The sequence below is a fragment of the Citrobacter freundii complex sp. 2025EL-00176 genome (assembly GCF_053309355.1).
The window spans coordinates 189165-198860 of record NZ_JBRYHT010000009.1 but is presented as its reverse complement, the minus strand read 5'-3'; the positions used below and the strand labels follow the sequence as shown (position 1 = coordinate 198860).

Genomic DNA, 9696 nt, shown 5'->3' with positions numbered 1-9696 from the left:
AGAAGTGAAACGCCGTAGCGCCGATGGTAGTGTGGGGTCTCCCCATGCGAGAGTAGGGAACTGCCAGGCATCAAATTGCAGTAAACCGGGATGAAAATCCGGGTGGTGACAAAGAAATTCGGTGGAGCGGTAGTTCAGTTGGTTAGAATACCTGCCTGTCACGCAGGGGGTCGCGGGTTCGAGTCCCGTCCGTTCCGCCACTTATTAAGAGCCCTGAGCATTAGCTCAGGGCTTTTTCTTTGCCTGCGATTTGATTATTGCTCAATTCGCAAAAATCCTCTGCATTTTTCGCTCTTTTTCTATAAAGCGCTGCAGGTCATAATCCTCTCAGTTAACGAACATAGTGATTAAAAAGAGGAATTCTATGACTATCCCTGCATTCGGTTTAGGTACTTTTCGCCTGAAAGATGACGTGGTTATCGCTTCTGTTAAAACGGCGCTTGAACTGGGCTACCGTGCTGTCGACACCGCGCAAATCTATGATAATGAAGCGGCTGTTGGCCAGGCAATTGCTGAGAGTGGCGTACCCCGTAGCGAGCTGTACATCACCACCAAGATTTGGATTGAAAACCTTAGCAAAGACAAGCTGATCCCAAGCCTGAAAGAGAGCCTGAAAAAACTTCGTACGGATTATGTCGATCTGACGCTGATCCACTGGCCATCTCCGGGGGATGCCGTGTCTGTCGAAGAATTTATGCAGGCATTGCTTGAAGCTAAAGAACAAGGGCTGACTCGCGAAATTGGTATTTCAAACTTCACCATTCCGCTGATGGAAAAAGCCATTGCTACAGTTGGCGTGGAGAATATTGCCACTAACCAGATTGAACTGTCTCCATATCTGCAGAGCCGCAAGGTGGTTGACTGGGCGAAAGCGCACGGTATTCACATCACCTCTTACATGACGCTGGCTTACGGTAAAGCACTGAAAGATGAAGTGATTGCACGCATTGCGGCTAAACATAATGCGACTCCGGCACAGGTTATCCTGGCATGGGCAATGGGTGAAGGGTACTCAGTAATTCCTTCTTCCACCAAGCGTGAAAACCTGGCAAGTAACCTACTGGCACTGGAACTGCATCTGGATGCCGAAGATAGAGCAGCGATCGCGGCACTGGATTACAACGACCGCTTGGTTAGCCCGGAAGGCCTGGCCCCTGAGTGGGACTAATTGCCTGACCCTTTGTAGCCTTTAACCCTCTTTCACAGCTCCTCCGGGAGCTGTTTTTATATGTTCACTTAAGAAGTCGATAAATGCCCGAATACGTGTGCTGACGGCACGATCGCTGTAGTAAACGGCACTGAAAGGCATTTCTACCGGCAGTCGTTTATCGGCCAGAAGTTCCACCAGTTTTCCCTGCTCGATCTCTTTGTCAATCATATAATCTGAAAGACATGCAATGCCGTTACCGCTCAGGCAAAGCTGTTTTAACGTTTCCCCGCTGTTGGACGAAATCCCACATTCGATCTCATGGAGCTGTCCGTCACTACAGGCTATCGGCCAGGTATTGAGCGAGATGGGTTCGGAAAACCCCAAGCACAGATGCTGTTTTAGCTCTTCAACGCTCTCAGGCTTGCCAAAACGAGCAATATAGTCAGGTGAAGCGATAATCTTGCGATAGCTGGTAAATAACGGACGTGCGCGCAGACTTGAATCTGTCAACGTGCCTGCGCGTATCGCAACATCCACTTTTCGTTCAATAAGATTGATGAACGTTTCTGAGGAGACAAGAGACAACGTCATTTCCGGATACCGTTCACGAAAAGGTTTAATCAGCGGCATCAGAAAGTGCAGCATCACCGGCGTTGCCGCATCAATACGCAGTAAGCCGCGCGGGGTATTACGCGACTCCATGATTTCCGTTTCTGCTGCGGCCATTTCTTGCAGTATTTGCTGCACACGCCTGAAGTATCGCTCTCCTTCTTCAGTCAGGCTCAGCTGTCGGGTCGTACGATTAAGCAGACTGACGCCGAGCTTCATCTCCAGCTTTTTTACTGCCCGGCTGACAGCGGAATTGGCCTGTCCAAGCTGCTCTGCCGCCCGGCTGAAGCTGCCGCTTTCCACGACAGCGACAAAAATTGCAAGTTCTTCGGAGGTTGCTTTCATTTTTGCACCTGAAGCAAAATTAAATTGATATTTTGGATATTTTTGTCATTAAAACATCCTGGCATACTGCGTGTCATCTGATTACTGATGTTATGGAGTTATTTATGCCTCTCGCTTTATTCGCACTGACAATAAGTGCCTTCGCTATTGGCACGACTGAGTTTGTGATCGTCGGCCTGGTGCCGACCATTGCTCAACAACTGGCGATCTCGTTACCTTCCGCTGGAATGCTGGTTTCAATCTATGCGCTGGGTGTGGCGATTGGCGCGCCGGTGCTGACCGCTCTGACCGGACGCCTGCCGCGTAAACAGTTACTGGTCGCGCTGATGGTCTTGTTTACGGCGGGGAATTTGCTGGCATGGCAGGCTCCGGGCTATATGACATTAATTGTCGCCCGTCTGCTGACAGGGCTGGCGCACGGCGTGTTCTTCTCAATTGGCTCTACCATCGCGACAAGTCTGGTGCCGAAAGAGAAAGCGGCTTCCGCGATCGCCATTATGTTTGGCGGCTTAACGGTGGCGCTGGTCACGGGCGTGCCGCTGGGGACATTCATCGGTCAGCATTTTGGCTGGCGCGAGACTTTTCTTGCGGTATCAATGTTGGGTGTGATTGCGCTGATTAGCAGCCAGCTGCTGATCCCGACCAACATTCCCGGTCGGGCGGCCGCCAGCATTCGTGACCAGGTGAAAGTGCTGACCCACCCTCGTCTGTTGCTGATTTACGCCGTTACGGCACTGGGCTACGGCGGTGTATTCACAGCATTCACCTTCCTGGCGCCGATGATGCAGGATCTGGCTGGATTCTCCCCGGCAGCAGTAAGCTGGATCTTACTGGGTTATGGCGTGTCTGTGGCTATCGGCAATATCTGGGGGGGTAAACTGGCAGATAAGCATGGCGCCGTTCCTGCGCTGAAATTCATTTTCGCCGCGCTGTTTGTTCTGCTAATGGTCTTCCAGGTGACCGCATCGACTCAGTATGCCGCACTGGTCACTATTCTGGTGATGGGGATTTTTGCCTTTGGCAACGTACCGGGTTTGCAGGTCTACGTTGTTCAGAAAGCCGAACAATTCACGCCTAATGCGGTTGATGTGGCATCAGGACTCAACATTGCAGCGTTTAACATTGGTATTGCATTGGGTTCAGTGATTGGCGGACAAACGGTGGAGCATTACGGTTTGGGGCAGACGCCGTGGATTGGCGCCCTCATCGTTCTGGTGGCTTTCTTACTCATGGGCGTCAGTGGCCGTCTTGATAAACCTGTGCGCATTGCTCTGGGGTAAATCATTGATGTAAGCGCCCACTTACAAAACAAACTGCAATTGTTCGTTGAAAGTGAGTGCTAAAATCCCTATAACAGAAGAACCAGTCCGGCTGCGGACTGGTTGACGTTACAGAGGTTTGAAAGTCTAAAGTGCGAAAAAACACCTATGCCATGCGTTATGTTGCCGGACAGCCGGTTGAGCGGATTTTACCGCCAGGGTCGTTTGCGCATATTGGCCAGGCATTACCCGCAGGCGCTCCGTTAAGCACTGAAGATCGCATCCGCGTGCTGGTTTGGAATATTTTTAAGCAGCAGCGTGCAGAATGGCAGTCGGTGCTGAAAAATTTTGGTAAAGACGCACATCTGGTGTTATTGCAGGAAGCGCAAACTACGCCTGAACTGGTGCAGTTTGCGACCGCTAACTATCTCGCTGCCGACCAGGTACCCGCCTTTGTGCTGCCACAGCACCCCTCTGGTGTTATGACGCTCTCCGCCGCCCATCCTGTTTACTGCTGTCCATTGCGCGAGCGTGAGCCTATTTTACGGCTGGCGAAATCAGCGTTGGTGACGGTTTACCCGTTGCCTGATACGCGTTTATTAATGGTGGTGAATATCCACGCGGTTAACTTTAGCCTTGGCGTCGATGTCTATAGTAAGCAGTTACTTCCTATTGGCGATCAGATTGCCCATCACAGCGGTCCGGTGATCATGGCGGGTGATTTCAATGCCTGGAGCCGTCGACGGATGAACGCGCTGTACCGCTTTGCGCGCGAAATGTCGCTGCGCCAGGTGCGCTTTACCGACGATCAACGCCGACGCGCGTTTGGTCGTCCTCTCGATTTTGTGTTCTATCGTGGTTTGAACGTGAGTGAAGCCTCTGTGCTGGTCACCCGCGCATCCGATCACAATCCGCTACTCGTTGAATTCAGTCCCGGCAAACCTGAACAATAACGGTGTGTCAGGTCTGCCGTAGGGCAGACCTGTAGTGGTGCTGCCCTTCTTATTAAACAACAACCGAAGGACAACACAATGACAACACGCTCCCACCATGACAACGTCGAAAAGCAGTTTGGCTCTCAGGCTAATGCCTATTTAATCAGCACCGTACATGCTACGGGTCGTGATTTACAACGACTGGCGGAAAGGCTGTCTGCTTTTCCACAGGCACGGGTACTGGATATGGGATGTGGAGCAGGGCACGCCAGCTTTGTGGCTGCGCAAAACGTACAACAGGTTGTGGCTTATGATTTATCGTCTCAGATGCTTGAGGTGGTGGCAGAGGCTGCAAAAGAGAAGGGCCTGGACAATATCTCCACGCGCCAGGGGTATGCCGAAAACCTGCCATTTGAAGATAACGCGTTTGATGTGGTGATTAGCCGCTATTCAGCGCATCACTGGCATGATGTCGGTCGCGCGCTGCGGGAAGTGAGCCGCGTCCTGAAGCCCGGCGGCGTACTGATCGTGATGGATGTGATGTCGCCGGGTCACCCTGTACGTGATATCTGGTTACAAACCGTGGAAGCGCTGCGTGATACCTCGCACGTACGCAATTATTCCAGCGGGGAGTGGCTGTCTTTAATCAATGACGCCAACCTGATTGCTGACGCCTTGTTAACTGACCGCCTGCCGCTGGAGTTCAGTTCGTGGGTTGCGCGGATGCGTACGCCTGCGGCATTGACCGAAGCGATTCGTTTATACCAACAGAGTGCTTCTGCTGATGTGAAGGCCTACTTTGCATTACAGGAAGAGGGGTCGTTTACCAGCGACACAATAATGGTAGAGGCGCATAAAGCAGGATAAATAAAAAAGGCACTGGGGGGAAACCAGTGCCTTCAATTCTACAATGTTATCAGGAGTCCGGCATACCGTTGTTTTTCACAAACAACGTTAGCTGATCGCCAGGCTGCAGATTGTCCGTATCGCTATTCCAGCGCATCACATCCTTGATGTTAACCCCGTGACGTTTGGCAATACTCGACAGCGAGTCGCCCTTACGTACACGATAAGTGATGCTATCGCTGTTGCTAGCCAGTCGCTGCGCGCTGGTTCCGGCGCCTACCGTCAGGCTTTGGCCTACTTTCAGGGAAGAACCACGCAGATTGTTCCACTGTTTCAGGTCTTTTGTGCTCACGCCAAGACGCGAAGCAACACCAGAAAGCGTATCGCCAGAGCGAACTTTGTAGCTACGGCTGTTCAGCGGCGTGTTATCCGCGAGCAGCGTTGACTGCACGGCTGCAATTTCGCCTGAAGCCAGAGACTCACGCAGCTTTTCTGCATGCTTCTTTGGCACCATCACATATTGCGGACCGCTGGCACCCAACGTGGAGCCTTTCACGCCTGCATTGAAGGTCTTCAGCTTGCTGACGGATATACCCGCCATATCGGCAACCTGAGCCATCTCAACCGGGCTATTCAAGCGAACACGTGCCAATGCGCGGCTTTCGTCTGTTGTAGGCAGACGCACACCATAGCGCTTGCTGTTTTTGAGAATATCGCTCAATGCCAGCATTTTGGGCACATACAGCTTCGTTTCCTGAGGCAACGGTAACGACCAGAAGTCAGTGGATTTACCACGCGCTTTGTTCGTTTTGATCGCCTTCATCACGCGACCTTCACCGCTATTATAAGCAGCTACGGTCAGCAGCCAGTCGCCATCAAACATCTTGTTCAGACGCTGCATCATGTCCAGCGCGGCAGTGGTGGAAGCCACAATGTCGCGACGTGCATCATAATTGCGGGTCTGCTTTAAACCATAATTGCGCCCCGTGCTCGGAATGATCTGCCAAATACCTGCGGCATTGGCGCCAGACGTTGCGTGAGGATCAAAAGCGCTCTCCACTATGGGTAGTAGTACCAGTTCCATTGGCATGTTACGTTTCTTAACCTGCCCGGCTATCCAGTACATATACGGCTCTGCCCGTAAAGTTACATCGTGGAGATAGCTCTTATTGCGTAAATACTTCTGTTTCTGTTCGCGAATCCGGCTGTTTTCCGGAATTCCCATCTTTAGCTCGTCACCAATGAAAGCCCACAAATCTTGATCAGCAGCGATAGATGTTCCATCGTCCATCCATCGCGCCTGACTTGTAAACTTTCCTGCTTCCCCTTGACCAGCTGCAGAAAGGCTCTGTGCGTGCTGTTGGACGTTACCAGTATTCTGGCACCCAACAAGCAGGACAGAGGCGAGTAATATCGCTTTTGCCTTCATGTGTGTGTCAATAGTTGCTTAAAAGACGACCGATCATAACGGCGAAGTTTTCAAAAGGCAACCCGGAATTGTCAGAACGTATCTTTCTTTGACCTTAACCAGGCAAAACGCTCTTCAGGTTGTTGCAATATTGTTTCTTTGTTAATTTCATTAATTAAATCAATATCTTCAGTTCGTAAAAAAATATTATTTCGCCGCTCATTTTTCAGAATTACGGGTAGTGTCATTTGTTTTTTTAGGCGTAACTCATTAACTTTACGATAATATTCATTTATGAACGAATCGTGCGGGAGGATGCTTAAAGCAAACTTCATATTTGCTAATGTGTACTCATGTGCGCAACAAATCAGAGTATCATCGGGAAGTGCGCTGATTTTCTTAAGTGATTGATACATCTGCGTTGCGGTACCTTCGAAAAGCCGACCACAGCCACCAGAAAAGAGCGTATCCCCGCAAAACAGGTAAGGGTGACTAAAGTAACAGATATGTCCTAAAGTGTGACCCGGCGTAGCAATTACCTTAAATTCATGCCCCAATACGAGTGCAATATCGCCATCTTCGACTATTTGTGTCGTTCCCTTATCTTGCGTCTCAGCCGGTCCGTATACCACTATTTGTGGGAAGTGTTGCAGGAGTTCTTTCACGCCGCCAACGTGATCCTGATGATGATGTGTTAGCAGAATGGCCTCTGGCACCCAGTTATGTTCTGCAATGGCTTGCAGAACTGGGGCGGCTTCGCCCGGGTCGACAATCAGACAATGTTGGTCATTATTTGACAGGACCCAGATGTAATTGTCCTGAAATGCAGGAATACTGTTAAGATTCATATCTTACCTCTCAAAGCGAAACGGAAGGTTATGATGAAACCGGCAAGGATCCCTCAAACTGTCGTAGCGCCCGTGAGCTGGGATGATTTCCCCTGGGGCGAATACTATCGTGAGGCGCTGGAGCATCAGCTTAACCCGTGGTTCGCAAAAATGTACGGTTTTCATCTGCTTAAAATTGGTAATTTAAGCGCAGAAATCGATTCTGAAGCGTGCGCGGTTTCTCATCAGGTGAATGTTTCTTTGCTGGGTTCTCCCATGCAGGTAACGGCCGATCCTTTACATCTGCCCTTTGCCGACAAGTCGGTGGATGTCTGTTTGTTGGCCCATACGCTACCGTGGTGTTCCGATCCACATCGGTTACTGCGTGAAGCCGATCGCGTGCTGATTGATGACGGCTGGTTGATTCTGAGCGGGTTTAATCCGGTAAGCCTGATGGGGCTGCGTAAACTGGTGCCGGTATTGCGCAAGACCCCGCCATACAACAGCCGGATGTTTACCCTCATGCGTCAACTGGACTGGCTCTCTTTACTCAATTTTGAAGTGCTGCACTACAGCCGCTTTCATGTCCTGCCCTGGAATAAGAAGGGCGGGAAAATGTTAAGCGCTCATATTCCTGCCCTGGGATGTTTGCAACTGGTGGTCGCACGTAAGCGAACCATTCCGCTTACGCTTAACCCAATGAAACAAAATAAAAGCAAAACGCCTATCCGCCAGGCCGTTGGCGCGACCCGGCAATACCGCAAACCGGACGCTTAAGACTCGGCCTGATAACCAATATCATCCAGAGTCGGGCTCATTGCCGCGGCGCGCGCAAGCTCATCGCAGCGTTCGTTTTCCGGATGGCCCGCATGGCCTTTAACCCATTCCCATTTGATTTGATGCGGCCCCAGCGCAGCATCCAGACGTTTCCACAGATCGACGTTCTTTACCGGTTTTTTATCTGCCGTTTTCCAGCCGCGCTTCTTCCAGTTGTGGATCCATTGCGTGATGCCCTGGCGCACATACTGGCTGTCGGTACTGAGTATCACTTCACACTGTTCTTTCAGGGCTTCCAGCGCAACGATTGCCGCCATCAGCTCCATGCGATTATTGGTTGTGAGGTTGTACCCTTGACTAAAGGTTTTTTCGCGCCCGCGATAGCGTAAAATTGCCCCGTAACCACCTGGCCCTGGATTACCCAGGCAAGAACCATCGGTGAAAATTTCTACCTGTTTAAGCATCTCTGGTAGACTTCCTGTTTTAGCAAATCGAAATCAAACGATAAGTCTGACATAAATGACCGTTATGAGCACTGGAATTACACGACAGGTAGTCCTCGATACCGAAACCACCGGTATGAACCAGATTGGCGCCCACTACGAAGGCCACAAGATCATTGAGATCGGTGCGGTCGAAGTGGTGAACCGCCGCCTGACCGGTAATAACTTCCACGTTTACCTGAAGCCGGATCGGCTGGTGGATCCGGAAGCGTTTGGCGTACACGGAATCGCAGACGAATTCCTGCTTGATAAGCCTACATTTGCCGAAGTAGCCGATGAGTTTCTCGACTACATTCGCGGCGCGGAGCTGGTCATCCATAACGCATCGTTTGATATCGGCTTTATGGATTACGAGTTTGCTAAGCTCAATCGTGATATTCCGAAAACCAACGAATTTTGCAAAATAACCGATAGCCTGGCGCTGGCAAGGAAAATGTTTCCTGGCAAGCGAAACAGCCTTGATGCGTTATGCTCGCGCTATGAAATAGACAACAGTAAACGAACCCTGCACGGCGCATTGCTCGATGCCCAGATTCTGGCCGACGTTTATCTGATGATGACCGGTGGGCAGACCACGATGGCATTCTCGATGGAAGGCGACAGCCAGCAGCAAAATGACACGGGGATCCAGCGCATTGTTCGGCAGTCGAGTAAACTACGCGTTGTTTTCGCCACTGATGAGGAGTTAGCGGCCCATGAGTCGCGCCTTGACCTGGTGCAGAAGAAGGGCGGAAGTTGTCTCTGGCGGGCGTAGATTACCCAATTGCAGTGTAGAAATGACCATTCGGGTGATTTTTGCAGCAAACGATTAAAAACGTGAGAAAAAGCGTTGACGAGGCGCGAGGCAATCCGTAATATTCGCTTCGTTCCCAAGCGGAACACAACGCGGAGTGGTAGTTCAGTTGGTTAGAATACCTGCCTGTCACGCAGGGGGTCGCGGGTTCGAGTCCCGTCCATTCCGCCACTATTCAGAAAGCCTGAATCAGAAATGATTCAGGCTTTCGTCGTTTAAGTCTCACCCAAATAACAATCCTCTC

General features: G+C 50.9%; 9 protein-coding genes, 2 tRNA genes and 1 pseudogene. 8 read left to right on the top strand and 4 right to left on the bottom strand.

Features of this window, described 5'->3' with window-relative positions; genetic code table 11:
- Positions 1–123 precede the first annotated feature (123 nt).
- Both ACVXHP_RS17680 and dkgB read left to right on the top strand, forming a co-directional pair.
- A tRNA-Asp gene (locus ACVXHP_RS17680) sits at positions 124–200 on the top strand.
- Between the two features lie 164 nt (positions 201–364).
- Positions 365–1168, top strand: coding sequence for a 2,5-didehydrogluconate reductase DkgB (gene dkgB / locus ACVXHP_RS17675; protein WP_447571929.1), 804 nt, complete (start codon positions 365–367; stop codon positions 1166–1168).
- Between the two features lie 21 nt (positions 1169–1189).
- Here the strand turns inward: dkgB and yafC are convergent, their stop codons facing one another.
- Complete coding sequence (gene yafC / locus ACVXHP_RS17670; protein WP_447571928.1) at positions 1190–2104, bottom strand: DNA-binding transcriptional regulator YafC; 915 nt, start codon at positions 2102–2104, stop codon at positions 1190–1192.
- 104 nt (positions 2105–2208) lie between these two features.
- Between yafC and ACVXHP_RS17665 the strand changes: the two genes are divergently transcribed.
- The 3 genes from ACVXHP_RS17665 (at position 2209) to ACVXHP_RS17655 (ending at position 5165) form a co-directional block, all read left to right on the top strand.
- Entirely contained in the window at positions 2209–3384 is a 1176-nt protein-coding gene (locus ACVXHP_RS17665) for an MFS transporter (RefSeq protein ID WP_304696617.1), read from the top strand.
- A gap of 131 nt (positions 3385–3515) precedes the next feature.
- Entirely contained in the window at positions 3516–4316 is an 801-nt protein-coding gene (locus ACVXHP_RS17660) for an endonuclease/exonuclease/phosphatase family protein (protein ID WP_137360614.1), read from the top strand.
- 78 nt (positions 4317–4394) lie between these two features.
- Complete coding sequence (locus ACVXHP_RS17655; protein WP_447571927.1) at positions 4395–5165, top strand: class I SAM-dependent methyltransferase; 771 nt, start codon at positions 4395–4397, stop codon at positions 5163–5165.
- A gap of 49 nt (positions 5166–5214) precedes the next feature.
- Here ACVXHP_RS17655 and mltD read toward each other — a convergent pair whose 3' ends face one another.
- A complete protein-coding gene (gene mltD, locus ACVXHP_RS17650) occupies positions 5215–6573 on the bottom strand; it encodes a murein transglycosylase D (protein ID WP_447571926.1) in 1359 nt (452 codons plus the stop codon).
- A 71-nt stretch (positions 6574–6644) separates the two neighbouring features.
- Positions 6645–7400: a hydroxyacylglutathione hydrolase gene (gene gloB, locus ACVXHP_RS17645; RefSeq protein WP_447571925.1), complete on the bottom strand. Its 756-nt coding sequence runs from the start codon at positions 7398–7400 to the stop codon at positions 6645–6647.
- A gap of 33 nt (positions 7401–7433) precedes the next feature.
- Between gloB and ACVXHP_RS17640 the strand changes: the two genes are divergently transcribed.
- Positions 7434–8156, top strand: a complete 723-nt coding sequence (locus ACVXHP_RS17640; RefSeq protein WP_447571932.1) for a class I SAM-dependent methyltransferase — start codon at positions 7434–7436, stop codon at positions 8154–8156.
- On the opposite strand, the pseudogene rnhA reads toward ACVXHP_RS17640, so the two are convergent.
- A pseudogene (gene rnhA / locus ACVXHP_RS17635) lies at positions 8153–8731 on the bottom strand (ribonuclease HI). The gene ACVXHP_RS17640 and the pseudogene rnhA sit on opposite strands and share 4 nt — an antisense overlap.
- Between rnhA and dnaQ the strand changes: the two are divergent.
- Together dnaQ and ACVXHP_RS17625 are read left to right on the top strand one after the other, a co-directional pair.
- Complete coding sequence (dnaQ, locus tag ACVXHP_RS17630) at positions 8685–9413, top strand: DNA polymerase III subunit epsilon (protein ID WP_069324010.1); 729 nt, start codon at positions 8685–8687, stop codon at positions 9411–9413. The pseudogene rnhA and the gene dnaQ sit on opposite strands and share 47 nt — an antisense overlap.
- Positions 9414–9546: 133 nt before the next feature.
- Positions 9547–9623: transfer RNA gene (locus tag ACVXHP_RS17625), tRNA-Asp, on the top strand.
- The last annotated feature ends 73 nt before the right edge of the window (positions 9624–9696 follow it).